21 protein-coding genes are annotated in these 24692 nt (G+C 70.1%); 14 read left to right on the top strand and 7 right to left on the bottom strand.

Features of this window, described 5'->3' with window-relative positions:
• Positions 1-36 precede the first annotated feature (36 nt).
• Together T8T98_RS01945 and T8T98_RS01940 are read right to left on the bottom strand one after the other, a co-directional pair.
• On the bottom strand, positions 37-1791 hold the full coding sequence (locus tag T8T98_RS01945; protein ID WP_251104246.1) for a class I adenylate-forming enzyme family protein: 1755 nt from the start codon (positions 1789-1791) through the stop codon (positions 37-39).
• A gap of 2 nt (positions 1792-1793) precedes the next feature.
• On the bottom strand, positions 1794-2972 hold the full coding sequence (locus tag T8T98_RS01940) for an acetyl-CoA C-acyltransferase (RefSeq protein ID WP_251104247.1): 1179 nt from the start codon (positions 2970-2972) through the stop codon (positions 1794-1796).
• Between the two features lie 214 nt (positions 2973-3186).
• On the opposite strand from T8T98_RS01940, the gene T8T98_RS01935 reads away from it, so the two are divergent.
• From T8T98_RS01935 to T8T98_RS01910, 6 genes are all read left to right on the top strand, one after another.
• On the top strand, positions 3187-4422 hold the full coding sequence (locus T8T98_RS01935) for a serine hydrolase domain-containing protein (RefSeq protein ID WP_407675062.1): 1236 nt from the start codon (positions 3187-3189) through the stop codon (positions 4420-4422).
• Between the two features lie 15 nt (positions 4423-4437).
• Positions 4438-6477 carry a 3-hydroxyacyl-CoA dehydrogenase NAD-binding domain-containing protein gene (locus T8T98_RS01930; protein WP_251104248.1) on the top strand — a complete coding sequence of 680 codons (2040 nt, stop codon included), beginning with the start codon at positions 4438-4440 and terminating at the stop codon, positions 6475-6477.
• A 414-nt stretch (positions 6478-6891) separates the two neighbouring features.
• Positions 6892-9903: a TonB-dependent receptor domain-containing protein gene (locus T8T98_RS01925; RefSeq protein ID WP_251104249.1), complete on the top strand. Its 3012-nt coding sequence runs from the start codon at positions 6892-6894 to the stop codon at positions 9901-9903.
• A 198-nt stretch (positions 9904-10101) separates the two neighbouring features.
• The gene (locus T8T98_RS01920; protein WP_251104250.1) at positions 10102-11043 is read left to right on the top strand and encodes an acyl-CoA thioesterase; all 942 of its coding nucleotides are present in this window, start codon (positions 10102-10104) and stop codon (positions 11041-11043) included.
• Positions 11044-11095: 52 nt separating this feature from the next.
• Entirely contained in the window at positions 11096-11860 is a 765-nt protein-coding gene (locus T8T98_RS01915; RefSeq protein WP_251104251.1) for an SDR family NAD(P)-dependent oxidoreductase, read from the top strand.
• Positions 11857-12669, top strand: coding sequence for an SDR family NAD(P)-dependent oxidoreductase (locus tag T8T98_RS01910; RefSeq protein ID WP_251104252.1), 813 nt, complete (start codon positions 11857-11859; stop codon positions 12667-12669). Before T8T98_RS01915 ends, T8T98_RS01910 begins: the two co-directional genes overlap by 4 nt.
• 40 nt (positions 12670-12709) lie before the next feature.
• Here T8T98_RS01910 and feoB read toward each other — a convergent pair whose 3' ends face one another.
• The 4 genes from feoB to T8T98_RS01890 are packed head-to-tail and all read right to left on the bottom strand — an operon-like array spanning position 12710 to position 16187.
• Entirely contained in the window at positions 12710-14590 is a 1881-nt protein-coding gene (feoB, locus tag T8T98_RS01905; protein ID WP_251104253.1) for a ferrous iron transporter B, read from the bottom strand.
• The gene (locus T8T98_RS01900; RefSeq protein ID WP_251104254.1) at positions 14587-14826 is read right to left on the bottom strand and encodes a FeoA family protein; all 240 of its coding nucleotides are present in this window, start codon (positions 14824-14826) and stop codon (positions 14587-14589) included. Before T8T98_RS01900 ends, feoB begins: the two co-directional genes overlap by 4 nt.
• A 55-nt stretch (positions 14827-14881) precedes the next feature.
• The gene (locus T8T98_RS01895) at positions 14882-15559 is read right to left on the bottom strand and encodes a COQ9 family protein (RefSeq protein ID WP_251104255.1); all 678 of its coding nucleotides are present in this window, start codon (positions 15557-15559) and stop codon (positions 14882-14884) included.
• A gap of 10 nt (positions 15560-15569) precedes the next feature.
• Entirely contained in the window at positions 15570-16187 is a 618-nt protein-coding gene (locus T8T98_RS01890) for an ankyrin repeat domain-containing protein (RefSeq protein ID WP_237486629.1), read from the bottom strand.
• 136 nt (positions 16188-16323) lie between these two features.
• On the opposite strand from T8T98_RS01890, the gene T8T98_RS01885 reads away from it, so the two are divergent.
• From T8T98_RS01885 to T8T98_RS01850, 8 genes are all read left to right on the top strand, one after another.
• Entirely contained in the window at positions 16324-16917 is a 594-nt protein-coding gene (locus T8T98_RS01885) for an SCO family protein (RefSeq protein WP_251104256.1), read from the top strand.
• Positions 16905-17348, top strand: coding sequence for a YcgN family cysteine cluster protein (locus tag T8T98_RS01880; protein WP_160731952.1), 444 nt, complete (start codon positions 16905-16907; stop codon positions 17346-17348). Before T8T98_RS01885 ends, T8T98_RS01880 begins: the two co-directional genes overlap by 13 nt.
• Positions 17345-18070, top strand: a complete 726-nt coding sequence (locus T8T98_RS01875; RefSeq protein ID WP_251104257.1) for a M48 family metallopeptidase — start codon at positions 17345-17347, stop codon at positions 18068-18070. The genes T8T98_RS01880 and T8T98_RS01875 overlap by 4 nt, the downstream gene beginning before the upstream one ends.
• 63 nt (positions 18071-18133) lie before the next feature.
• Entirely contained in the window at positions 18134-18583 is a 450-nt protein-coding gene (locus tag T8T98_RS01870; RefSeq protein ID WP_160731950.1) for a hypothetical protein, read from the top strand.
• Positions 18564-19589 carry a bifunctional diaminohydroxyphosphoribosylaminopyrimidine deaminase/5-amino-6-(5-phosphoribosylamino)uracil reductase RibD gene (gene ribD, locus T8T98_RS01865; protein ID WP_251104258.1) on the top strand — a complete coding sequence of 342 codons (1026 nt, stop codon included), beginning with the start codon at positions 18564-18566 and terminating at the stop codon, positions 19587-19589. The genes T8T98_RS01870 and ribD overlap by 20 nt, the downstream gene beginning before the upstream one ends.
• Positions 19590-19594: 5 nt before the next feature.
• Positions 19595-20212 carry a riboflavin synthase gene (locus T8T98_RS01860; protein WP_251104259.1) on the top strand — a complete coding sequence of 206 codons (618 nt, stop codon included), beginning with the start codon at positions 19595-19597 and terminating at the stop codon, positions 20210-20212.
• A 208-nt stretch (positions 20213-20420) separates the two neighbouring features.
• Positions 20421-22790 carry a TonB-dependent receptor domain-containing protein gene (locus T8T98_RS01855; protein ID WP_251104260.1) on the top strand — a complete coding sequence of 790 codons (2370 nt, stop codon included), beginning with the start codon at positions 20421-20423 and terminating at the stop codon, positions 22788-22790.
• A gap of 137 nt (positions 22791-22927) precedes the next feature.
• A complete protein-coding gene (locus tag T8T98_RS01850) occupies positions 22928-23413 on the top strand; it encodes a hypothetical protein (RefSeq protein WP_251104261.1) in 486 nt (161 codons plus the stop codon).
• Between the two features lie 80 nt (positions 23414-23493).
• Here T8T98_RS01850 and T8T98_RS01845 read toward each other — a convergent pair whose 3' ends face one another.
• Positions 23494-24669: an amino acid aminotransferase gene (locus tag T8T98_RS01845; protein WP_251104262.1), complete on the bottom strand. Its 1176-nt coding sequence runs from the start codon at positions 24667-24669 to the stop codon at positions 23494-23496.
• Positions 24670-24692 lie beyond the last annotated feature (23 nt).

Here is a 24692-nt window from a genome sequence, read left to right as displayed (position 1 = left end):
ATCAGCCGGGATGAAACTGCCAAGCGGGCAGGCTGGCTATTCCCCCTCGAACAGGGCGCCCAGGTCCTTCTTCAGGATCTTGCCGTTGGCATTGCGCGGCAGCGTGTCCTCGACGAAGGCGATCCGCACCGGCACCTTGAACTTTGCCAGGCGCGCGGCGACCCAGGCCTGCAGCTCGCTTTCGCTGGCGCTGCTGCCGGGGGCGAGGTGGACGACGGCAGCCGGCTCTTCACCCAGTTGCGGATGGGGCAGCCCGATCAGCGCGGCGTCGGTCACGGCCGGGTGGTCGTAGAGCACGTTTTCCACCTCGGACGAATAGATGTTCTCCCCGCCGCGGATGATCATGTCCTTCGCCCGGTCGACGATGTAGCAGAAGCCTTCCTCGTCCAGCCGCGCGAGGTCGCCGGTCCGCACCCAGCCGTCGACGAACGTCGCGGCGGTCGCTTCGGGATTGTTCCAGTACCCCTTCACCACCATCGGGCCGCGCGCCCACAGCTCGCCCACTTCGCCGGGCGGCAGCTCGCGTTCGCCGTCCTCGCTCATGATCTTCAGGTCGGCCACGGCCACCGGCGGACCGCAGCTGTCGGGGCGGTTCAGATAGTCCTCGCTCGAATGGCCGGTGACGGTGGCCATCGTCTCGGTCATCCCCCAGCCATTGCCGGGAAGCGCGCCGAAGACCTCGCGGATCTTGCGCACCAGCTCGGGCGCGGCGGGCGCGCCGCCATAGGCGATCGCCTCGATGCTCGACAGGTCGTAGTCCTTGCGCGCCGGGTGTTCGATCAGCTGCCAGGCGATCGTCGGCACCCCGCCGGTGACGTGGACTTTCTCGCGCTCGATGATCTCGAAGGCCTTTATCGGGTCCCACTTGTGCATGAAGATCAGCGTGTTGCCCGCCGCGAGGTTGCCCATCAGCCCGGCCGAACAGGCGGTGACGTGGAACAGCGGGATCACGGTCAGCCCGACCTTGGGCGTCGGCTCGGGGATCTCCTCGCCCCGGCGCAGCACGGCGCAGGCCGCGTTGTAACCGCTGGACAGGATATTGGTGCACAAGTTGCGATGCGTGCCCAGCGCGCCCTTGGGATTGCCGGTCGTGCCGCTGGTGTAGAAGATCGTCGCGTCGTCTTCGGGCGCGATGTCCACCTCGGGCAGTTCGGCCGCCGGCAGGCCGGCATAGTCGTGCGGGGTGCCGATCACGTCCTCCAGCCGCGCGGCGCCCTCGGGCGCGGCGGCGCTGCGCGAGACCAGCACGCTTTCCAGTTCGGGGCACTCGCCGCGATGCGGCGCGATCCGTTCCCACCGCTCCGCGTCGCAGATCAGCAGCCGCGTGCCCGAGTTGGACAGGCCATAGGCCAGCTCCGGCCCGGTCCACCACGCGTTCAGCGGCACGCAGATCGCGCCGATCGTGGTCGCCGCGAAGAAGGCCACCGGCCATTCGGGCAGGTTGCGCATGGCCAGTGCGACCCGGTCCCCCTTGCCCACGCCGCGTGCGCGCAGCGCCTGGGCCAGCGTGGCCACCGCCCGGAACCAGGCGTCGTAGGTAACCCGCTCGTCCTCGTAGATCAGGAACTCGCGGTCGCCATACATGCGCCCGACCAGTGCGATCGCGCGCAGGCTGGGCGGGGCGTTCTTCCACACGCGCGTCGGCACGCCGCGAATGTCCACCGTTTCCATCTCGAACCGCTGGCCCGGCGCGGTCAGGATGTCGCGGCACCGTTCGCGCGTGATCGCGGGCCAGCCCGCGGGCGGGGTCCAGCCGATGGCCGCGGCGAGATCGCTTGCCTGTGTCGCCATGATCAAAGCACCTCGAACAGGCCGGCGGCGCCCATGCCCCCGCCGACGCACATCGTTACAACCACGTGGCGGACGCCGCGCCGGCGCCCCTCGATCAGCGCATGGCCGACGCAGCGGGCCCCGGTCATGCCGAAGGGATGGCCGATCGCGATCGAGCCGCCGTTGACGTTCAGCCGTTCGTCGGGAATGCCCAGCCTGTCGCGGCAATAGAGGACCTGGACCGCGAAGGCCTCGTTCAGTTCCCACAGGCCGATGTCGTCGATCGACAGGCCGAACCGGTCGAGCAGCCGGGGAATCGCGAAGACCGGGCCGATTCCCATCTCGTCGGGCTTGGCCCCGGCCACCGCCATGCCGACATAGCGGCCGAGCGGCTCCAGCCCGCGCGCGCTGGCGAGCCCCGCCTCCATCAGGACCGAAGCGGCCGACCCGTCCGAAAGCTGGCTGGCATTGCCGGCGGTAACCGTATGCCCTTCGCCCATCACCGGCTGCAGGCGGGCGAGCCCTTCCAGCGTGGTGTCGGGCCGGTTGCAATCGTCCATCGCGATCGTGACCTCGCGCTGGCTGACCTCGCCGGTTTCCCTGTCGGTCACGTTCATCGTCGCCGTCACCGGCACGATTTCATCGTCGAACCGGCCGGCTTGCTGCGCGGCGGCGGTGCGCTGCTGCGACCGGAGCGCGTATTCGTCCTGCGCCTCGCGCGCGATGCCATAACGTTCCGCGACCACTTCGGCCGTGCCGATCATCGGCATGTAGATATCGGGATGCATCTTCAGCAGGTCTTCGTCGCGCTGCGTGTTCTGCTGGCCGGAGCGGATCGAGGTGATCGATTCGACCCCGCCGGCGACACAGACGTCCATTCGGTCGACGATGATCTGCTTGGCCGCGGTCGCGATCGCCATCAGGCCGGAGGAACACTGGCGGTCGATCGTCATCCCCGCCACTTCCACCGGCAGGCCGGCGCGCAGCGCCACCTGGCGCCCCATGTTGAAGCCCTGTTGCCCCTGCTGGTTGGCGGCGCCCATGATCACGTCGTCGATCTCTTCGCGCGCGATCCCGGCCCGTTCGACCGCGGCGGCGACCGACCACGAGCCAAGCTCGACCGCGTGGGTAGCGTTGAAGGCGCCGCGCATGGCCTTGGCCAGGGGCGTGCGGGCGGTGGACACGATCACGGCGTCGCGCATTTCGGGCAGGTTCCTCTCGTCGTTCGCCTATGCGATTTCTTGTTTGGCGCTTGTGCGATTCTTGTCGCACGATTTATGCAGATGCCGCGCGCGCTGGCAAGGCGGAACGCGGATTTTCTGAATGTGAGGTATGAGGGTTCAAAAGCGCGCTGAATTGTCTATCGTCGATTGTCAGAAGAAAAGGTATGCCCCGCCCAGGGGCGCGGGAGAGAGCATGATCGAACTGGCCGACGCAGGGGAACTGGGCTTCGACGCGGAGCGCCTGGCCCGGATCGACGGCTTCCTGCAGGAACGCTACATCGATACGGGGCGCCTGCCCTGCGCGCAGATCCTGGTCGCGCGCGAGGGGCGCCCGGTGCACTACGCCCATTTCGGCACCCTGCGCGAAGACGGCACCCCGATGCGCGAGGACGCCCTGTTCCGCATCGCCAGCATGACCAAGCCGGTGACCTCGATCGCCTTCATGCAACTGGTCGAGCAATGCCGCGTCGCGCTGGAAGACCCGGTGACGCGCGTTTTCCCCGAATTCGCCGATCTTGCCGTCTATGCAGGCGGCGGCGGTTCCGTGCCCTTCGCGCCGGGCACGCCCGCCCCGCCGATGCGCTTCGTCGACCTGCTCACCCACATGTCGGGCTTCACCTACGGGCTGCAGAACCGCACCAATATCGATGCGCTCTACCGCGAAGAGAACCTCGATTTCGCGCGCGACCACCTCGATTCGGATGCCTACGTGGCAAAGCTCGCGCGCCTGCCGCTCGAATTCGCCCCCGGGACCGGCTGGAACTACTCGGTATCGACCGACGTGCTGGGCATCGCGGTCGAACGGCTGAGCGGAATGCGGCTGGGCGATTACCTGGCCGAACACGTCTTCGGCCCGCTGGGCATGACCGACACCGCCTTCGGCGCGGGCGACGCGGGGGCGGATCGGCTGGCGGACGCCTATGCCTATCGCCCGGGCAAGCCGCCGCGCATGGTCGATGCCGGGGCGACCAGCCGGCTCAACCGGCCCGGCACGTTCGACAGCGGCGGCGGCGGCCTCGTCGGCACGATCGCCGATTACCAGCGGTTCGCGACCATGCTGGCGAACGGCGGCGCGCTCGACGGCGCGCGGATCGTCTCGCCCAAGACCCTGCACCTGATGCGGACCAACCACCTGCCCGGCGGCGCCGACCTGACGCAGGTGTCGCGCAGCCTCTTTTCCGAATCGCACAATGCCGGCACCGGTTTCGGCCTCGGCTTCGCCATGGTGATCGACCCCGCGCGCACGCTGATGCCGGCGAGCGAGGGCGAGTTCTACTGGGGCGGCGCCTATTCGACCGCCTTCTTCGTCGACCCGGTGGAGGATGTGACCATGGTCTTCATGACGCAGCTCTACCCCTCGTCCGCCTATCCTATTCGCCGCCAGCTCAAGACGCTGATCTACGCGGCCCTGACACACAGCAAAGTCTGAAGGAGAACCCGATCCATGACATCGCCCATTCGCACCGAGCGGCACGACAACGTGCTCGTGATCGTTTCCGACAATCCCCCGGTCAACGCGCTGGGCCAGGCCGTCCGCGCCGGCCTCGCCGCCGGGATAGAGGAAGCGCTGGCCGATGACGCGGTCGAGGCGGTCGTGATCCGCTGCGACGGGCGCACGTTCTTCGCCGGGGCCGACATCACCGAATTCGGCAAGCCGCCGCAGGGACCGAGCCTGCCCGAGGCGCTCGACAAGCTGGAGGCGAGCGACAAGCCGGTCGTCGCCGCGATCCACGGCACGGCGCTGGGCGGCGGGTGCGAAGTCGCCCTCGCCTGCCATTACCGGGTCGCGGTGCCGAGCGCGAAGCTGGGCCTGCCCGAGGTCAAGCTGGGCCTGATCCCCGGCGCGGCGGGCACCCAGCGCCTGCCCCGCCTGGTCGGTGCGGAAGCCGCCCTGCCGCTGGTCGCGGTCGGCAACCCGATTCCGGCCGGCAAGGCCCAGGCGATCGGGCTGGTGGACGAAATCGTCGGGGAAGACAGCCTGGAAGCCGACGCGATCGCCTTCGCCAAGGCTCGCATCGGCCAGCCGGTGCCCCGCACGTCGGAAGGCACCGCCAACCAGGACGGGGTCAAGAACCCGGCGATCTTCGACGAGTTCCGGCAGAAGAACGCGCGCAAGATGCGCGGCTTCGATGCCCCCAATGCCGCGATCGAGGCGGTCCGCGCGGCGGGCGAGCTGCCCTATGCCGAAGGGGTGCAGAAGGAACGCGAACTGTTCATGAAGCTGATGGGCGGCACCCAGTCGAAGGCCATGCGCCATTACTTCTTCGCCGAGCGGGCGGCGAACAAGATCGACGACGTGCCGGCCGACACCCCGCTGATCCCGGTGAAGAAGGTCGGCGTCATCGGCGCCGGGACGATGGGCGGCGGGATCGCGATGAATTTTCTGTCCGCCGGCATCCCGGTCACGATCCTGGAAATGAAGCAGGAAGCGCTCGACCGCGGCACCGGGGTCATGCGCCGCAACTATGAAAACACTGCGAAGCGCGGGCGGATGACCGCCGAACAGGTGGAAGCCGCGATGGGCCTGCTGACGCCGACGCTCGACTACGCCGACCTCGCCGACTGCGACCTGGTGATCGAGGCGGTCTATGAAAGCATGGACGTGAAGAAGGATGTCTTCGGCAAGCTTGACGAGGTGGTGAAAGAAGGCGCGATCCTGGCGTCGAACACCAGCTATCTCGATATCGACGAGATCGCGACCGCGACGAAGCGCCCCGGCTATGTCATCGGCCTGCATTTCTTCAGCCCGGCGAACGTGATGAAGCTGCTGGAAATCGTCCGCGGCGCGAAGACGCGCGACGACGTTCTGGCGACCGCGATGAAGCTGTCGCGCAAGATCGGCAAGGTCGCCGCCGTTTCGGGCGTCTGCCCGGGCTTCATCGGCAACCGCATGCTGTCCAAGCGGCAGGAACAGGCGAACCAGCTGATCATGGAAGGCGCCGATTACTGGGAAGTGGACGAGGTCCTGCTCGATTTCGGCTTCCCGATGGGGCCGTTCCAGATGGGCGACCTGGCGGGGATCGACATCGGCTGGCACCGCGATCCGAGCAAGGTGACCACCGTGCGCGAGGCGCTCTGCGCCGTCGGGCGGTTCGGCCAGAAGGCGGGCAAGGGCTTCTACGATTACGACGAGGCGCGCAATCGCACCCCGCCGGACGAGGTCAAGGCGATCATCGCCGACTTCGCGCAGAAGGAAGGGCACGAGCAGCGCGAGATATCGAAGGACGAGATCCGCGAACGCCTGCTCTACCCGATGGTCAACGAAGGGGCGAAGATCCTCGACGAGAAGATGGCGCAGCGCGCCAGCGACATCGATGTCGTCTGGATCAACGGCTACGGCTGGCCGCTCTATACCGGCGGGCCGATGTTCTGGGCCGACACGATAGGGCTCGACACCGTGGTCGCCGGGCTGGAGAAGCACGGCCTTCCGGTCAGCGACTACCTGCGCGGCAAGGCGGAACGGGGCGAAAGCTTCACCGGCTAGACCGCCCGCCCGCCGCCACCCGCGGCATTCTTGCGGCACCGCCCGGCCCCGGCCGGCGGTGCCGCTTTCGCATCCGGCCGCTGCATCGCACATTGTTCGAACACGCGGTATGAGTGGCATAGTGCAACTGGAAACCGGGCCGCGGCGGCTCCGCACGCGCGGGCTGCGATCACCCCTGTTCCGCCTTCGGTATGGTTCGGAACGGCAGATTTCCGCCGCGTTATGGCCGTAGACGACTCCGCACGAATCCTCATTCGGAATAAGGGTTTGACGAAACATTCGCACGAAAGGCGCGCCGGCGAACCGCGTTCCATTCCACGAATCGCTTGACATAGGACCCGTGAAATACTCCACTTTCGATGACCGGGTATGCATCGCCAAGAGAATGCAGCCCGTCATGGAGAGGAGAGGATCATGAGGACACGAGCCTTCAGGCACGCGTGCGCCCTGCCGGCACTGGCAACGGCGCTCGTCGCGACACCCGCACTGGCGCAGCAAGGCGCGCCCCCGCCGGACGGCCCCGCCCCCGGCACCCCGGCCCAGGCCGCCGCCGGCAGCGGCAATCCCGTCATCGTCGTCACCGGATCGCTGATCCGCGGCACGCCCGAGGACGCCGCGCTCCCGGTCGAGGTCATCTCGCAGGAGGAGCTGCTCGACCAGGGCTCGCCCACCGCGCTCGACCTGATCAAGAACCTGCCCGGCTCCAGCGGGGTGCTGGGCGATTCCAACCAGTTCGATTCCCGCTCGCAGGGGGGCGAGGGGATCGCGACGGTCAACTTGCGCGGGCTCGGCCCGTCGCGCACGCTGATCCTGCTCAACGGCAAGCGGCTGGCCAATTCGCCGATCGGGGTGCCCGCGGTCGATGCCAACCTCCTGCCCTCGGCCGCGATCGGCCGGATCGAGGTGCTGAAGGACGGCGCCGCCGCGACCTACGGTTCCGACGCGATCGGCGGGGTGGTGAACTTCATCACCAACAACCAGCTCGACGGCCTCGTGCTCAGCGGCGACTATCGCTTCATCGACGGGTCGGACGGCGACTGGACCGCCTCGGCCGCCTTCGGCCACCAGGGCGACGGGCTGCGCGTCCTGGCGAGCTTCGGTTACCAGCACCGCTCGCCGCTGGCGGCGGTCGACCGCGATTTCGCCGTCCGGCCCTATGCCGACAACCCGGCCGGCGGCTTCACCCAGGGCGGCAACCCCAGCGCCTTCCTGCCCTTCGCGTTCTACCCGGGCACGTTCGTCGGACTGACCGCCGGCTTCCAGGTCGATCGCGGGTGCGACGACCTGGGCGGCGTGCCGGTCCACGATTCGGCGCCGACCGATATCGACAGCGCGACCCGCTGCGCAACCCAGTACACGCCGTTCGACCTGCTGGTCGAACGCGAAGACCGCTGGCAGGCCTACCTCGAAGCGGAAGTGGAATTGACCGACACGCTCAGCGTCGAGGTCAGCGGCCTGCTGGGCAATACGCGGGTTTCGGCCAATACGTCGCCCAGCTATATCCTGCTCAACACCCCGACCCCGGGGCTGGCCAACCCGATCGGGTCGCAGTTCTGGGTTCCGCCGAACAATCCCGGCCTGATCGCCTATCGCGCGGCCAACCCGGACCAGTTCCCTTCCGGCGCGAACAGCGCGCTGCTGGCGGCGGGCGTGTTCCGCACCGCCCTCCTGGGCGGCAACCCGCTGTTCGCCGACCAGAACGGGATCGACGGCGCCGCGCCGGTCACTCGCGACAGCGAATCGACCCGCTTCACCGCGACCCTGCGCGGCGAGCACAGCGACGCGTTCAACTGGCAGTTGAGCGGGACGTACCATCGCTACACCCGCGAATCGACCGGCTTCGACACGATCATCGACCGGGTGCAGCTGGCCCTGCGCGGCCTCGGCGGCGAGGACTGCGACCCGCTGACCGGCACGCCCGGCGTGGGGCCGTGCATGTTCTACAACCCGTTTTCGAACGCGATCGACCGTCACCCGGTCACCGGGGCGACCAATCCGGGCTACAACGCCGCGGTCGCCAACGATCCGGCGGTCTTCGACTACTTCACCAAGAAATCGAGCAGCCGGATAGAAAACGCGCTCAAGGTGGCGGACTTCGTGGTCAGCGGCCTTACCGGGATCGCGCTGGGCGGCGGCAATGCCATCGGCTACGCCATCGGCGCGCAATACCGGCAGAACGACTACAGCGCGCGCTACGGGATCTACAACAATCTCGACGTCTATCCCTGCCCGGCCTCGCTCGATTTCGGGGTCGATACCTGTCCGCGGCCGATCGGCCTGTTCGGCTTCCTCGGGTCCGACCAGCCCAACGCCAGTTCGCAGGACGTGCGGGCCCTGTTCGCCGAATTGCAGATCCCGATCGGCGAGCGCGTCGATATCCAGCTCGCCGCGCGGTACGAGGATTACGGCGGGGCGGTCGGCTCCACGTTCGATCCCAAGGCCAGCGCGCGCGTGCAGGTGACCGACTGGCTGGCACTGCGCGGATCGTACCAGACGACCTTCCGCGCCCCGCCCTCCAACCTCTTGACCGAGGGCGACTACGTCACCTCGCTGCAGTTCGTCGGCGGTTCTTTCCGCGCGGTCCAGGTCAACGACAACCCGGCCCTGACCCCCGAAAGCGCGGAAAGCTACGGCGGCGGCGTGCTGGTCGATCTCGGCCGCTTCCGGGCCAGCGTCGATTACTGGCGTTACGACTTCGCCGACGACATCGCTGCCGAGCCGGTTTCGGGCCTGCTCAACGCGGTGTTCGATTCCACGCTGGGATCGAACACCCCGGGGACCGCGCCGGCCGACTGCTCGAGCCCGCTGGCCGATCGCTTCACGTTCTCCGGCGGCCCGGCCGGCGGCGGCTGCGGCGCGCTGGCGCCGACCCTGGCCGACGTGACCACGATCGACACGTTCTACGCCAATGGTGCCGGGCTCCGCACGTCGGGCATCGATTTCCAGGCGAACTATCGCGGCGATTTCGGCGCGCGGGGAACCTGGGGCCTGGGCCTCACCGGCAGCTATGTCATCGATTACGAAACCAACGATTTCTTCATCGGCGACGAGCTGATCCAGCCCGGCTTTTCCGCGGTGGGCAAGCTCAATTACCAGACGACGGCCTATCCGCTGCCCGAATGGAAACTGAACGGCCATGCCGACATCGGCTGGGGGCGGCACAATGCCCGCCTGACGGTGACCCACATCAAGGGCTACGTCGACCAGCGCCAGCAGCCGGGGGACCGCGGCTACCGCATCCCCGATTTCACGACGCTGGATTTCACGCTGCGGCTGGGCCTGCCGATGGATACGGACCTGACCCTGTCGGTGCTGAACCTGCTCGACAAGGACCCGGGCTTCGCCGCGCTCGATTACAACTACGATCCGTTCACGGCGAACCCGCTGGGCCGCAATTTCAAGGTCGGCCTGCGCAAGGCGTTCTGACCGGGGCCGGGGCGGCTTTCACGAGCTGCCCCGAAACCGGGGCCCGTCGTTTCCAGTGCCGGGTATGGGGCCGCGGCGCCCACGCGCCTTTTCGCCCGGGCGGGCCGGTGCGCGCGGGCGTTCGGCCCGGCCGACAAAACTGCCGGTTGCAATATGCGACGCAAATGCGCATCGATCGGGCAGAAACGATCGCTGGGGGTGGATTTGGAATATCGGGTACGCGCAGACAACGGCGAGGAAGGCAGCCGGCTGGAAGAGATCCTGCAGCCCGCGCCGGGGAGCGAAGGCAGCTGGATCGGCGCGCCGGGGCCGAAGATGGGCCCGCGCCTGTTCGGCGGCCAGGCGGTGGCGCAGGCGCTGATGGCGGCCTCCCTCGAAGAGGATTCGGGCCGGCTCGCCCATTCGCTGCACTGCTATTTCCTCAAGCCCGGGATGGCCGACGAGCCGGTCGAATACCGGGTGACCCACCTCACCGCGGGGCGCAGCTTCGCCGCCCGGCGGGTGGAGGCCTGGCAGGGCGCCTTGTGCATCTTTTCCATGATCGCCTCGTTCCACCGGCCCGAACCGGGGTTCCGCCATGCCGACGAGTGCCCCTATCCGCTCGATGTCGAGGCCGCGCGCGCCGCGCTGGCCGAATGGCGCGCGCGGGGCGACGACGGGGCCGAGCCGCCGCTCGCCCGCCGGCTGCAGCGGCGCCCGATCGAGATCGTGCCGATCGACCCGGGATCGGTCTTCGGCGGGGCGGCCCGCGCGCCGCGGGCGGCGTGGTGGATGCGCCGGCGGAGGCCGTCGGGGGCGGGGCCGGAGATGCAGCGCGCGCTGCTCGCCTATGCCTCCGACATGCTGTTCATGCGCAATGCCATGCTGCCCCACGCGATCCAGCCGGGCAGCCACGACGTCCAGGCCACCAGCCTCGACCACGCGCTGTGGTTCCACGAGACGCCCGATTTCGACCGCTGGCACCTGTTCGCCAGCGAAAGCCCCTGGGCCGGCGGCGCGCGGGGGCTGAGCCGGGGGCATTTCTATGCCGAGGACGGGCGGATGATCGCCACCGCGCAGCAGGAAAACCTGATGCGCCCGCAAGGCGAGGCGCTCGAACGCCTCGCGCAGCAGGAAGCGGGCGCGCCGCCGCCTGCCTGACCGGGCGCACCCGGCGGGCCACACGAGACAGGAAGCGAAGAGAGGAACCGCGATGTCGCTATTCGACCTTACCGGCAAAGTCGCCGTCATCACCGGATCGAGCCGCGGGATCGGCCGCGCCATTGCCGAGGAACTGGCCGCCCACGGCGCGAAAGTCGTGATCTCCAGCCGCAACCAGGAAAGCTGCGACGAAGTGGCCGCGGCCATCGACGCGCAGCACGGCGCGGGGACCGCGCTGGCGCTCGCCGCGAGCATTTCGGACAAGGCCCAGCTGGAAGACCTGTTCGCCCGCACGCGCGAACGCCTCGGCCCGGTCGATATCCTGGTGTGCAACGCGGCGAGCAACCCGCACTACGGTTCGCTCGACGCGATCGACGACGAACAGTTCCGCAAGGTGCTCGACAACAATATCCTGTCGAACCACTGGCTGATCCAGCTCGCCCTGCCCGACATGCGGGCGAAGGGCGACGGTGCGGTGATCGTGATCAGTTCGATCGGGGGGCTGCGCGGATCGCCGACGATCGGCGCCTACAACGTGTCCAAGGCGGCGGACTTCCAGCTCGTGCGCAACTACGCGGTCGAGAACGGCGAGCATGGCGTTCGCGTCAACGCGATCGCCCCGGGGCTGGTGAAGACCGACTTCGCCCGCGCGCTGTGGGAAAATCCCAAGGCCCTGGCCGCGACCGAGGCGCGCCTGCCCATGCGCCGGATCGGCGAGCCGCGCGACATCGCCGGGGCCGCGGTCTACCTCGCCGCCCCCGCCGCGCGCTGGACCACCGGCCAGATGATCGTGGTCGACGGGGGGGCGACGATATGAGCGGCCGGCTGGAAGGCAAAGTCGCGGTGGTCACCGGCGCGGCCTCGGGCATTGGCCGGGCGAGCGCGCTGCTCTTCGCCCGCGAGGGCGCGCGCGTCGTCGCCTTCGATCGGGCCGAGGGCGTTCACGAAACGGCCGAGGCGGTGCGCGCCGGCGGCGGGCAGGCCCTGGCCAGAACGGGCGACGCCGGCAGCGAGGACGACATTGCGGCGCTGGTCGCCGCCGCCGGGGCCGAGTTCGGCGCGCTGCACCTGTTCTTCGCCAATGCCGGGATCACCGGCGGCGTACGCGGCGGGTTCTTCGATGCATCGCCCGACGGCTGGGCCGAGGTGCTGCGCGTCAACCTGATCGGCCCGTTCCTGGCGGTGAAGCACGCCGCCCCCGCGATCCGCGACGCCGGCGGGGGCGCGATCGCCTGCACCGCGTCGGTCGCGGGCCTGCGGTCGGGCGCCGGGCCGGCACAGTATTCGGCGAGCAAGGCCGGGGTGATCAACCTGGTGCAGACGGCGGCGCAGCAGCTCGCCGGCACCGGGGTGCGGATCAACGCGGTCCTTCCCGGCCTGACCGAGACCGGCATGACCCGCCCGCTCTACGACAGTGCGCGCGCGGCGGGGAAGGAAGGGCGCATCGGGCAGCTCAACCCGCTGCTGCGCGGAGGCGAGCCGGAAGAGATCGCGGCGGCCGCACTGTTCCTGCTTTCGGACGAGGCCAGCTACGTCAACGGGCAGGCGCTGGCCGTGGACGGCGGGCTGTCGAGCTCGCACCCGACCTCGCGCCCGCCCGGCGACCCGAACCGACCCAGCTCCTGAGGAACCTGGGCCGCGTCGTGCGGGGACGGCGACAACCGGCCTAGAGCCCGGCGGCGACCGCGATCCAGTAAGTCGCCCCGGCGAAGACGTAAGCGAGCGCGAAGAGGTAGCCGACCATGAACATCGGCCATTTCCAGCCGTTCGTCTCGCGCCGGGCGACCGCGATGGTCGAAAGGCACTGCGGCGCGAAGACGAACCAGGCGAGGAAGGCGAGCGCGGTCGGCAGGCTCCAGCGCGCGGCCACTTCCTCCTCCAGCGCCATCGCGGTCTGCTCCTCGTCTTCGGAGGCCACCGCATATGTCGTCGCGAGCGAGGAGACCGCCACTTCGCGCGCGGCCATCGCCGGCACCAGCGCCAGCGCCATCTCGCGGTTGAAGCCGATCGGCTCGACCACGGCGTGGACCCCGGTCGCGATCGTGCCCGCGAACGATGCCTCCACCTGGCTTTCGCCCGGGTCGGCCTTGGGGAACGTCAGCAGGACCCACAGCGCGATCGTGGCGACGAAGATGATCGTGCCGGCCCGCCGCAGGAACACCCAGGCGCGTTGCCACAGCCCGATCGCGAGATCGCGCAGGCGCGGCATCTGGTAACGCGGCATTTCCATGATGAAGCCGCTCGCCGCGCCCTGCGCCACCGTGCGGCGCAGCAGGAGGGCAGCCGCCATCGCGCCGAAGATCCCGGCGACGTAGAGCGCGAAGAGCACGAGCCCCTGCAGCCCCACGCCCGGCCCGACCGTGGTGTTGGGGATCACCGCCGCGATGATCAGGGCATAGACCGGCAGGCGCGCCGAACAGGTCATCAGCGGGGCGACGAGGATCGTCGTCAGCCGGTCTTGCGGATCGGCGATGCTGCGCGTCGCCATGATCCCCGGAATCGCGCAGGCGAAGCTCGACAGCAGGGGGATGAAGCTCTTGCCCGACAGGCCCACGCGGGCCATCAGCCGGTCCATGATATAGGCCGCCCGCGCCATGTAGCCGCTCGCCTCCATCACCAGGATGAAGGCGAAGAGGATCACGATCTGCGGCAGGAAGACGACCACCGACCCGACCCCGGCCAGCACCCCCTCGGTCACCAGGTCGCGCAGGAAACCGCCCGGGAAAGTGGCGACGACCCATTCGGAAACCGCGGCCACGCCGGCTTCCAGCCCGTCGGCGAAGGGCGTCGCCCAGGCGAAGACGGCCTGGAACATGACGAACAGCAGCGCGAAGAGGATCGGCACGCCGAGCCAGGGATGGAGCAGGACCTTGTCGAGCCCGGCGTGGAGCCGGCGCCGGGCGGTTTCGGAAAGCACCGCCGCACGCGCCATGTGCCGCGCGGCCAGGCGCCTTTCGGGCAGGGTCATGTCCTGCCGGGCCCGGGCAGCTTCGCCGGCCTCGCCCCCGCCGGCCCCGCCCTCATCGGCCCCGCGATCGCCGGCGCGCGCGATCGCCGCGGCCAGTTCGTCCAGCCCGCGGCGGCGCACGGCGACCGTGGGGATCACCGGTACGCCCAGCGCCTGCGACAGGGCCGCGGGGTCGAGCGTCAGCCCGTCGCGTTCGGCGAGATCGACCATGTTCAGCGCCACGACCGTCGGCCGGCCGAGCGCGATCACTTCCTGCGCGAAGACGAGGTGCTGTTCGAGGTTGGCCGCGTCGAGCACGAGCACGAGGACTTCGGGCAGGGCCTCCCCCTCGAACTCGCCGTGGACGACCTTGCGCGTCACTTCCTCGTCGGGGCTGGCGGCGTCGAACGAATAGGAACCGGGCAGGTCGATCACTTCGACCGGCTCGCCCGAGGGCAGGATCAGCCGCCCCGCCTTGCGCTCCACGGTCACGCCCGGATAGTTGGCGATCTTCTGGCGCGCGCCGGTCAGCGCGTTGAACAGCGCGCTCTTGCCCGCGTTGGGATTGCCGACCAGCGCGGCCGTGCGCTGGCGGCTCATGCCCGTTCCACCTGCATCGCGGCGGCATGGGCGCGGCGCAGGGCGACCGTCATCCGGCCGACCGTCACCGCCAGCGGATCGCCCCCGCCGAACATCCCGCGATGGGCCAGCGACACGCTGGCCCCTTCGTCGAGGCCCATGGCCCGCAGGCGCTTGGCATCCTCGGGGGCGAGGCTGGCCCAGTCCACCGCGACGACGGTCGCACGCTGGCCGCGATCGAGCTGGTCGAGCGTCATGCTGCGCGCGCTATGGGATGCAGGCGCACTTTGCAACGCATTATCAATAGGGCGGTCAACGCGCCGGGTAACGCAGGCGGCCGAGGAAGCGGGCGACGTTGAACCCATCGCGCTCGCCCCCGCCCAGCAGGCGGGCCTTGGCCTTTTCGAACCGCATGATCCCGGCGATCCGGCGATCGAGGAAGGCGCGCGTCTCACGCTTGCCCTCGCTCTCGTCGTCGACGAAGACGCTCAGCGTCGCGCCGTAGATCGCGCCCAGCATCGTGCGCTTGGTATAGTGGTTGTAATCGGTCGCGGTGTCGCCCGCGCGGCGCCACATGATGTCCGCCGTGCGCCAGCCGAGCTGCAGCGCGCGGGCCGCGTTCTGCGGCATCGCCAGCACCGCCAGCGCGCGGCGCAGCGCCTCTTCCCGCCCGCGCATCGCGTCGAGCCGGGCGAGCACGAGGCCGGCGATCCGGTCGCGGATCTTCATTTCGGCGAGGCGTTCGGCGGGCAGCGCGGCGATCATCGCCAGGTCCACCGATTCTATCCACGCCGCGATCATGTCCATCGCCCCGCCGGGATAGGCGAGCGCGGCCACGTCCGGGTCCACCCCCTCGATCTCCGCCGCGGCGCGCACCGCCGCCTCGCTCCAGCCATCGAACACGACCGCGTCGGCCACGGCCGGGGCCAGCGTGAGGCGCAGCTCGTCCAGAGTCGGGTCTTCGGGCAGCGGGGGCGTCGGGCCGGTCATCGCGCGCGCCTCAGAACCGCGGCCCGTAGGTGGCGCCGCCGTCGTCGCCGCGACGGGCATCGGCATCGGCGATCGCCTTCGCGATCCGCGGGTCGGTGCCGGGCATCGCGGCATAGTCTCGCGCGGAGCGGCCGGAATTGTCGGTCCGGTCGGGGCTCGCGCCGTTCTCCAGCAGGGTTTCGACCATCGCCGTGTCGCGCCGGTGGATCGCCACGATCAGCGGCGTCTCGCCGGTGGCGTTGGTCTCGTCGACCCGCGCGCCGGCCTCGATCAGTTCCTTCGCCCCTTCGACGAAACCGAGGCTGACCGCGAGCGAGAGCGGGCTGTTGCCGCGCTTGTCGCGCACGTTCGGATTGGCGCCTTTCTGCGTCAGGAACCGGATCCACACCGCGTCGCGCCGCTCGGTCACGATATGCAGCGCGCTTTCGCCGCTGGTGATGTCGCGCGCGTTGACGACGACCGATCCGGGCTGGCTCAGCGCCTCGGTCACCGCAGTCCCGTCGCGGTCGCGCACGGCCTTCAGGAACTCGTAGCCTTCCGACATCATCTGGGCCGCGGCGGGCGCCGTGAAGAGCGCGGCCGCGAGGCCGGTGGTCGCGATCGCCTTGCGCAAGAGGGCGCGGGCCATGCCTGTCCTACCTTTCATCGCGTTTCGTCCGTGCGGGCCGCCACGTCTGGGCGGGGCCGCGATCCGGGGGCATGGCGCCCCCTTGCCGAACGGCGATTAGCAGAGCATGAAGCGGCGCGCCATGCCTCTCCCCATCATGCCCTCCCTCCGCCGCGCGGCCCTCGCCCTTGCCGGGACGCTCGCGCTGACCGCCTGCGACAGCCAGCCCACGCTCGAATCGGCCCCGCTCCACGGCGCGGCGATCGGCGGGCCTTTCGCGCTCACCGGACAGGACGGCGCGGTCCATCGCTGGGCGGATTACGAGGGGCAGTGGCGGATCGTCTATTTCGGCTATACCTACTGCCCCGACATCTGCCCCACCGATGTCCAGCGCCTGTCGCAGGGGCTGATGCAGTTCGAAGACGCCAACCCGCAGCGCGGGGCCGGGGTCCAGCCGATCTTCATCACGATCGACCCGGCGCGCGACACGCCCGACACGCTGGCCCAGTTCGCTTCCAACTTCCACCCGCGGCTGGTCGCGCTGACCGGCAGCGAGGACGAGATCGCGCAGACCGCCAGGGCCTTCGGCGTCTATTTCTCGCGCGGGCGCGAAGGCGAAGGCGGCGCCTACGACATGAATCATTCGAACATCGCCTATCTCTTCGCCCCCGACGGCGCGCCGGTGGCGATCCTGCCGACATCGGAAGGCGCGGATGCGATTGCCGCGGAACTGGACCGGTGGGTGCGCTGAGGGACCGTTTCTGGGAACTGCCGCTGGCGGATCTCTCGCGCGAGGAGTGGGAAAGCCTGTGCGACGGCTGCGGCCGCTGCTGCCTGCACAAGATCGAGGATGCCGACAGCGGCGAGATCGCCGATACCAATGTCGCCTGCAAGCTTCTCGACACCGATACCGCGCGCTGCAGCGACTATCGCCATCGCAAGGCCTACGTGCCCGATTGCCTGCGCCTGACGCTGAAGATCGTGGACGAGGTCGAATGGCTGCCCGAAACCTGCGCCTACCGCCGCCGGGCGGCGGGCCGGCCGCTGCCCGAATGGCACCACCTGCTGACCGGCGACCGCGAGGCGGTGCACCGCGCCGGGGCCTCGGTCGCCGGACGGGTCATCAGCGAGCGCGAGGCCGGGCCGCTCGAACACCATATCGTGGACTGGGACGCGCCGTGATCGACTGGCTCCGCCGCGAACCGCGCGAGGCGCCCGAGATCGCGCTGGGCGAGCGGCGCCTGCCGGTGATCGTCGTGCGCCACCCGCGCGCCCGGCGCATGACGCTGCGCCTCGCGCCCGCGGGCGACGCGGTGCGCGTCACCCTGCCGCGCTGGGGCCGGACGGCCGAGGCGCTGGCCTTCGCCCGCTCGCGCGCCGAATGGCTGGCGGCGCAACTGGCCAAGGTCCCCGCCCCCGATCCGCCGCGCCCCGGCGGCCGCCTGCCCTACCGCGGGCGGGCGCTGGCGATCGCCTGGTCGGCCGAGGGCCCGCGCGGGCCGCATCTCGTCGACGAGACGATCGCCGTCGGCGGGCCGCAGCGGCACCTCGCCGCGCGCCTCGCCCGCTGGCTGGAGGGGGAAGGCCTGCGCCTGATGGCGGCGGACCTGGCCGATTTTGCCGCCGCCGCCGGTGTGCCGCGGCCCGCGCTGCGCCTGTCGCGCGCGCGGCGGCGCTGGGGCAGCTGCGCCAGCGACGGGACGGTGCGGATCAACTGGCGGCTGGTCATGGCGCCCGACGCGGTGCGCCGCTCGGTCGTCGCGCACGAAGTCGCCCACTTGCTCCATTTCGACCACGGGCCGGCGTTCAAGGCGGCGCTCGAACGGATCTACGACGGCGATCTCGCCGCCGCCGACCGCTGGCTGAACGAGCGCGGCCGCACGCTCTACGCCCCGTTCGGCTGACCGATCGCGGCGCGCGCGATCGCGGCACTGGCACTCGGGCCGGCGAACGCCTATCTTGGCGCCATGCGACTTATCAGCCGCCTCAATCCCGCCGAAGGCGTCGGCGACTTCTGGGCCTATATCCGCCGTCCGCAGCCCTATCGCTGGCCGATCCTCGGCCTGTCGATGCTGATGACCGGCAGCCTGCTGTTCTGGGTGATGCAGGAACGGTACTACCTGCCGCCCGAACGGCCCGAGGTCACGTACATCACCACTTTCGCGCCGGGGCGCACCGACGAGGAGATCGCCGCCTCCAACCGCGCCAACCAGGAACGGCAGGAGGCGCTGGCGGCCGAGCGGGCCGAGCGCGAGGAGCTGCGGCGCGAGATCTACCGCACGTTCGGCCGCGCGGCGGGGATGGACGTCGAGCGGATCGAGCGCGAGGCCGCCGAGGAACGCGCGCGCGAGGAAGCGGCCGAGGCCGCCCGCCGCGCGGCGATGGCCGGCGATTCGATTGCCGAACGCGCCGAATAAGGCCGGCGCGCCCGAGCGGGCAGACGATGCCCGCTGGCTGGCGGCGGCCGCCCGGCTGGCCGCGCGCGGCCGCCCGCTGAGCCGGCCCAACCCGGCAGTCGGGTGCCTGGTCGTGCGCGACGGAATCGTCGTCGGGCGCGGCTGGACCCGCCCCGGCGGCCGCCCCCATGCCGAGGCGGTGGCGCTGGCCGAGGCGGGCGAGTCCGCGCGCGGGGCGAGCGTCTATGTCACGCTGGAACCCTGCGCCCATCGCGCCGGGCGCGGTCCGGCCTGTTCGGACCTGCTGGTCGAGGCGCGTCCCGCGCGGGTCGTGGTGGGCCAGCGCGACCCGGACGAGCGCACGCGCGGGCGCGGGATCGAGCGGCTCGGCGCGGCCGGGATCGCGGTCGCCCTGCACGATTGCCCGGCCTCCCGCGCGAGCCTCGCCGGCTATCTCGCGCAGGCCGAACATGGCCGCCCGCACGTCACCCTCAAGCTCGCCACCTCGCTCGACGGGGCGATCGCCACCGCCGGCGGGGAGAGCCGCTGGATCACCGGGCCGGCCGCGCGCGCCCATGTCCATTCGCGCCGCGCGATGGCCGACGCGATCCTGGTCGGCGGCGGGACCTGGCGCGCCGACGCCCCGCGGCTCGACGTGCGCCTGCCGGGGCTGGAAGCGCGCAGCCCGCGCCGCCTCGTCCTCTCGCGCAGTATCGCCGCGCCGGGGGTCGAGACCCTGCCCGCGCCCGCGGCGATCGCGGGGCTGGAGGCGGTGCAGTACCTCTACGTCGAAGGCGGGGCCGGGGCCGCGGCGGCCTTCCTCGCCGCCGACCTGGTCGACCGGATCGAGCTCTACCGCGCGCCGATCGTCGTCGGCGGGGGCGCGGGGGCGATCGGCGACATCGGCCTCGCCTCGCTCGCCGCCGCGCACGGCCGCTGGCGCCTCGCCGAACGCCGGCAGCTTGGCAGCGACACGTTCGAAGCCTATCGGCGGCAGGGGCAAGGCCAGCCGCAAGACGGGGATTAGCGACAATGTTCACCGGTATAGTCAGCGCCATCGGCACGATCGAGGATGTCCGCGAAGGCGGCGACCTGCGGCTGAAAGTGGCCTGCCCCTACGACCCGGCGCAGGTCGCGATCGGGGCATCGATCGCCTGTTCGGGCGTCTGCCTGACGGTTGTCGAGCGCGGGGGCGAGCCGGGCAAGGCCTGGTTCGCGGTGGACGTTTCGGGCGAAACCGTCTCGCGCACGGTGCCCGGCATGTGGAGCGAGGGCCGCCGCCTCAACCTGGAAACCGCGCTGCGGCTGGGCGACGAGCTGGGCGGCCACATCGTCACCGGACACGTCGACACCGTCGGCGAAGTCCGGCTGGCGCGCGCGGAAGGCGGATCGACGCTGATCGCGATCCGCACCAGCGCCGCCTTCGCACCCTTCGTCGCGCCCAAGGGATCGATCACCGTCGACGGCGTCTCGCTGACCGTCAACGACGTGCGCGACCGCGACGACGGGGCCTGCGATTTCCTGCTCAACGTGATTCCGCACACGGCCGAAGTGACCACGCTCGGCGCGCTTGGCGAAGGGGACCAGGTCAACCTCGAGATCGACGTGCTCGCGCGCTATCTCAAGCGGATGCAGAGCCTCCAGCGCTAACGCGCCGCGAACTTCTCCGAACCCGGCTTCCCCGCACACGCCCCCTCCGCACCGGCCGCGGGCGCGGCCTCGCGGGTTTGCGCCCGGTCGCGCCGCCCCCGGACCGACTTCGCTTGACGATACAGTATATCATTGCCTATCGGGCCCGCGCAGGCCGCAACGCGCGTTCGCCGCGCGGCCTTCCTACGGACAAGGGGTTACCGACAGCATGACATTCCCGATTTCCTCCCCCGCACGCGGGCGCTGGCTGGCCACGGCCGCCGCGATCGCGCTGCTTGCCCCGGCGAGCGCCCTGGCCGCGGACACGACCGAAGATGCGGACGCGGATACGGCTGAAGAAACGGCTGAAGAAGCGGCCACCGGAACCGCCGGGGCCCGCACCGCGCGCGCCGATATCGTCGTCACCGGCCGTTCGCTCGGCAGCGACCAGGCGACCCAGCCGCTGCCGGTCCAGGTCCTGTCGGGCGACGAACTGGCCCACCGCCGGCGCGGCACGCTGGGCGAAACGCTGGACGGGTTGCCGGGCGTGCACATGGACAATTTCGGCGCCGGCGCCTCGCGCCCCGTCATTCGCGGGCAGACGATGCCGCGGATCGCGATCCTGACCGACGGGGCCGACCTGTTCGACGTCGCCTCCGTCTCCCCCGACCACGCGATCGTGACCGATCCGCTCCTGCTCGACGCGATCGAGATCCAGCGCGGCCCTGCCGCGATCCGTTACGGCGGCAGCGCGGTCAACGGCGCGATCAACCTGATCGACGGCAAAGTGCCCAAGGCCCTGCCCGATGGCGGCATCGCCGGCGCGTACGAATTGCGTTACGGCACCGGCGACCAGGAAATGACCACCGCCGGGCGCGTCACCGCGGCCATCGGCCCGATCGCCTTCCACGCCGAAGGCTCCTATTCCGACCGCGAGAACTACGAGGTGCCCGACGCCTTCGGAACCGACAGGCTGCGCGATTCCTTCGGCGAAAGTTCGAGCTATGCCTTCGGTGCCTCGTGGATCACCGACAGCGGCTATATCGGTGCGTCCTACACCCGCAACGAGGCCGAATACGGCCTGCCGGGACACAGCCATCTGAACGGCGTGTGCCATACCCACGGCCGCGACCTGCACTGCGCCGCGCACGGCGATTACGAGGACCCGTTCGGTTCGCCCGACGACCACACCGCCTATATCGACCTGAAAAGCGAGCGCGTGGACCTGCGCGGCGATTTCGCCGACCTGCTGCCCGGCATCGCCAATATCCGCCTGCGCGGTTCGTACACCGATTATGTCCATTCGGAGATCGACGGGCCGGCCCTGTTCAGCCGCTACACGAACGAGGTCTGGGATGGCCGGATCGAGCTGACGCACAAGCCACTGTTCGGTTTCACCGGCACGCTGGGCCTGCAATATACCGACGGAACTTTCTCCGGCCTCAACGTCAGCGACCTTCACCAGGTCGGACCGGGGCCCGACGACGCCCTGGCAATCGGCTTTCTGCCACCGTTCGAATACGTCACCGAGAATATCGGACTGTTTCTTGTCGAAAGGCGATCCTTCGGCCCGGTCGACATCGAACTGGCAGCGCGCAAGGACTGGCGCGAGATAACGCTTCCGACGCCGGAACTTTACTTCTGGGTCGACCCGGAGCGTGAAGCGATCTTTGACCGCATTTTCGAGCCCCTTTACGGGCCCGACTGGAAAAACGTCATGCGCGAACGCCGGATCGAGGCCTATCACGAGGACAGCCCGGATTCGCAGCACAACCCGTTCTCGGCCTCGATCGGGGCGACGTGGAACATCGCGAACGGCTATTCCGCGGCGCTGTCGCTGGCCCGCACCGAACGCGCGCCCAATGTCCGCGAGCTCTATGCCTATGGCAACAACCTCGCGACCAACAGCTACGAGGTGGGCCTGGCGCAAAGTTCGCGCGCGTCGATGTATTTCCCCGAATCGCGCACCGACGTCATGGAAACCGCGAAGACGGTCAACCTCACCTTCCGCAAGGCGGGCGGCCCGCTGGAATTCGAAGTGGGCCTGTTCCACCAGGACGTGGACGATTACATCTTCGCCCGGCTGGTGGAGACCGAGACCGAAACCGGCGTCCCGCACCACTACCTGCTCTACACCGCGTCCGATGCCAGCTTCACCGGTATCGACGGGCAGGTCAGCTATGCCTTTTCGCCCGAAGTGCGCGTCACCGTGTTCGGCGACTATGTCGGCACCGACCTGACGAGCGAGGAGGTGGACGTCGACCTCGATGCGTCGGACGACAACCTGCCCCGCATCCCCCCGGGCCGGCTGGGCGCGCGGCTCGACCTCGCGGGCGGCCCGCTCAGCGCCGATATCGAGTATTACCACACGTTCGCGCAGGAAAAGGTCGCGCTCTACGAAACGCCGACCGATGGCTACGGCATGCTCAACGCCACGTTCGCCTATCGCTTCGAAATTCCGGGCGGCGGCGAGCTGGAAGTCTATGCCCGCGGCACCAACCTGACGAACCAGCTTGCCTATGTGCACACCTCGTTCGTCAAGGACCAGTCGCCGCTGCGCGGGCGCAGCGTCGTGCTGGGGCTGCGGCACAGCTTCTGATGGCTGACGGTGGGCGGCGCGGCAGGGGGCCGCGTCGTCCGCCGCCATCGGTGTCGCGCCCTGCCTCGCGGTCGAGGTTGCGGTCGAGGCGCGAAAACACTTTCCTACAGGCGGGCGCCTGTGCCTTATCCTGCGGGATGAAGCGTTATTTCCCTTCCCCGCCGCGCCGCTGGGTTCGCCCGCGCGGGCGCATTCCACTGTTCCACGCGGTGCCCACGCGCCAGCGCGCCGATGGCTGGACGCCCGAGCGGCAGGCGCGTTTCATCGGATTCCTGGCGGAAACCCGCTCGGTGACCGAGGCGGCCCGGCGCGTTTCGATGGCGCGCGAAACCGCCTATCGCCTGCGCGAGCGGCCCTGTGCCGAAAGTTTCGCGCGTGCCTGGGACGCCGCGCTGGGCAGGCCGGCGGGGGCGCAGGCGCGCGGAAAGTCACACCCGACCGCGGCGCCCGGAAAGAGGCCGCGAAAGGTCACGAACGAGGAACTCGGCTGGCGCGTCGGGACCGGGCTGTGGCAAGTGCGGATCTACCGCGGGCGGTTCGTCGGGCTGATGCGAAAACCCGACAATAGCGCGCTCTTGCGGCTGCTCGCGCGGCTCGACCGGGCGCGGGCCGACCCGTCGTGACGGCCGGCCCGCGCGCGAAAGGTCACGCGTTCAAGTGCCGCGTCGAGCGTAACGGCCGGCGGGCGGCGCGCGCCGCCGCGTCAGCCGGTCACGTCGGCCAGGGCCTTCACGAACTTGTCGATATTGCCCTGGTGCAGGCCGGCGACGTTGATCCGGCCCGATCCGGCCATGTAGATCGCGTGCTCTTTCCGCAGCCGCTCGACCTGCTCCTTCGTCACCGGGAGGGTGGAGAACAGGCCGTTCTGGTGCGCCAGCGGGGCGAGGTCCACCGAACCGGCGGTGCCGGCGGCGGCGAGCGATTCGCGCACTTCGCGCATCCGCGCGCGCATCGTTTCCAGCTCGTCCAGCCACAGCCGGGTCAGCCCGTCGTCGCGCAGGACCACGCGCACCGCCGCGCCGCCGTGATCGGGCGGCATCGACCACGAAGCGCGCGCGAGCGCGTTGAGGTTCGACTGGATCGCCGGGAGCTGGCCGGCATCGGCGGCGAGGACGTAAAGCGCGCCGACCCGGTCGCGGTACATGCCGAAGTTCTTGTCGCAGCTATAGGCGACCAGCGCCTCGGGCACGGCGGCGAGCACCCGGCGCAGGCCATAGGCGTCTTCCTCGATCCCCTGCCCCAGCCCCTGGTAGGCGAGATCGAGGATCGGCAGCGCCGCGCCCTCGGCGAACGCCTCGGCGATCGCGTCCCATTCCTCGGGCGAATAGTCGATCCCGGTCGGGTTGTGGCAGCAGCCGTGGACCAGCACGGCATCGCCCGCCTTCGCCCCGCGAATCACCGACAGCAGGGCGTCGGCATCGGCCGTGCCGTCGGCCCGGGCATGGGGGAACGTCGCCGTCTCGACCCCGACGTCGGCCAGGATCTGCGCGTGGTTGGGCCACGAGGGCGTGCCCAGGTGGACCCGGCCCACGCCCGCGCGGCGCGCCAGCGCCACGGCCAGCCGCACGCCCCCGGTGCCGCCCGGGGTCTGCATCCCGGCCAGGCGGCCGCCCATCGCCGCGTCCTTGCCGAAGGCATAGGGCATCAGCGCGTGGACGAAGCCCATGTCGCCTTCGGGGCCGAGGTAGGACTTCGAATCCTGCTCCTCGACCAGGCGCGCCTCGGCCTGCTTGATCGCGGCGAAGACCGGGGTGTCGCCCTGCCCGGTGCGATAGACGCCCACGCCGAGGTCGATCTTGTCGCTCCGCTCGTCGTCGGCATAGAGCTTGATCAGCGCGAGCAGCGCGTCGGGCGATTGGGGTTCGAGTCTGTCGAGCATGGCCAGCGCCATGCCCAGACGCG

Origin of the sequence: Pelagerythrobacter marinus, assembly GCF_034375205.1 — a bacterium.
In the GTDB taxonomy this organism is placed as follows: Bacteria; Pseudomonadota; Alphaproteobacteria; order Sphingomonadales; family Sphingomonadaceae; genus Pelagerythrobacter; species Pelagerythrobacter marinus.
Note: the sequence above shows the minus strand (reverse complement) of the source record. Positions and strands in the feature narration are given on the sequence as shown.

Bases quoted from the DNA above. Each gene is read 5' to 3' on its own strand.
- feoB (WP_251104253.1), bottom strand. From the start codon at position 14,590: ATGAGCCGCCAGCGCACGGCCGCGCTGGTCGGCAATCCCAACGCGGGC.
- T8T98_RS01845 (WP_251104262.1), bottom strand. From the start codon at position 24,669: ATGCTCGACAGACTCGAACCCCAATCGCCCGACGCGCTGCTCGCGCTG.
- T8T98_RS01870 (WP_160731950.1), top strand. From the start codon at position 18,134: ATGCGACTTATCAGCCGCCTCAATCCCGCCGAAGGCGTCGGCGACTTC.
- T8T98_RS01930 (WP_251104248.1), top strand. From the start codon at position 4,438: ATGACATCGCCCATTCGCACCGAGCGGCACGACAACGTGCTCGTGATC.
- T8T98_RS01850 (WP_251104261.1), top strand. From the start codon at position 22,928: ATGAAGCGTTATTTCCCTTCCCCGCCGCGCCGCTGGGTTCGCCCGCGC.
- T8T98_RS01860 (WP_251104259.1), top strand. From the start codon at position 19,595: ATGTTCACCGGTATAGTCAGCGCCATCGGCACGATCGAGGATGTCCGC.
- T8T98_RS01915 (WP_251104251.1), top strand. From the start codon at position 11,096: ATGTCGCTATTCGACCTTACCGGCAAAGTCGCCGTCATCACCGGATCG.
- T8T98_RS01890 (WP_237486629.1), bottom strand. From the start codon at position 16,187: ATGGCCCGCGCCCTCTTGCGCAAGGCGATCGCGACCACCGGCCTCGCG.
- T8T98_RS01940 (WP_251104247.1), bottom strand. From the start codon at position 2,972: ATGCGCGACGCCGTGATCGTGTCCACCGCCCGCACGCCCCTGGCCAAG.
- T8T98_RS01885 (WP_251104256.1), top strand. From the start codon at position 16,324: ATGCCCTCCCTCCGCCGCGCGGCCCTCGCCCTTGCCGGGACGCTCGCG.
- T8T98_RS01945 (WP_251104246.1), bottom strand. From the start codon at position 1,791: ATGGCGACACAGGCAAGCGATCTCGCCGCGGCCATCGGCTGGACCCCG.
- T8T98_RS01910 (WP_251104252.1), top strand. From the start codon at position 11,857: ATGAGCGGCCGGCTGGAAGGCAAAGTCGCGGTGGTCACCGGCGCGGCC.
- T8T98_RS01935 (WP_407675062.1), top strand. From the start codon at position 3,187: ATGATCGAACTGGCCGACGCAGGGGAACTGGGCTTCGACGCGGAGCGC.
- T8T98_RS01855 (WP_251104260.1), top strand. From the start codon at position 20,421: ATGACATTCCCGATTTCCTCCCCCGCACGCGGGCGCTGGCTGGCCACG.
- T8T98_RS01925 (WP_251104249.1), top strand. From the start codon at position 6,892: ATGAGGACACGAGCCTTCAGGCACGCGTGCGCCCTGCCGGCACTGGCA.
- T8T98_RS01895 (WP_251104255.1), bottom strand. From the start codon at position 15,559: ATGACCGGCCCGACGCCCCCGCTGCCCGAAGACCCGACTCTGGACGAG.
- T8T98_RS01900 (WP_251104254.1), bottom strand. From the start codon at position 14,826: ATGACGCTCGACCAGCTCGATCGCGGCCAGCGTGCGACCGTCGTCGCG.